The sequence below is a fragment of the Candidatus Dependentiae bacterium genome, assembly GCA_026389065.1.
Classification (GTDB): domain Bacteria; phylum Babelota; class Babeliae; order Babelales; family Chromulinivoraceae; genus JACPFN01.
In genome coordinates this window covers 1-295 of sequence record JAPLIP010000041.1, presented here as the reverse complement: position 1 = coordinate 295, position 295 = coordinate 1, and the positions used below count along the sequence as shown (strand labels likewise).

The window sequence follows — 295 nt, the reverse complement described above, 5'->3', positions numbered from 1 at the left end:
CTATGGCTGGTCGTAAAAATTCAATTTTGATTATTTTCTTTTGCTATTCATTCTTTGCTTATGGCCATGATGTAACTCCACAAAATATTGCAGTTGCTGCTCCGCAAGAGTCGACGGTTTGTAGTGTCGGATCGCGACTTGATTCAATTATGCAGTCGCCAACATCAACGGCAACTATGAGCAAAAAAGAATGTGCTCAGCTTGCAGCATATATTCAAGCAAGCGATTATAGATGTCGTCAGCGTTTTCGCATGGGGCTCAATGAATTTAATCATGCAATGTGGCTTGGGTATGA

General features: G+C 41.0%; 1 protein-coding gene. It reads left to right on the top strand.

Features of this window, described 5'->3' with window-relative positions; translation table 11 throughout:
- Positions 1 to 295: hypothetical protein (locus NTU89_02920; GenBank protein ID MCX5923497.1), on the top strand; the 295-nt coding region annotated here is incomplete at both ends.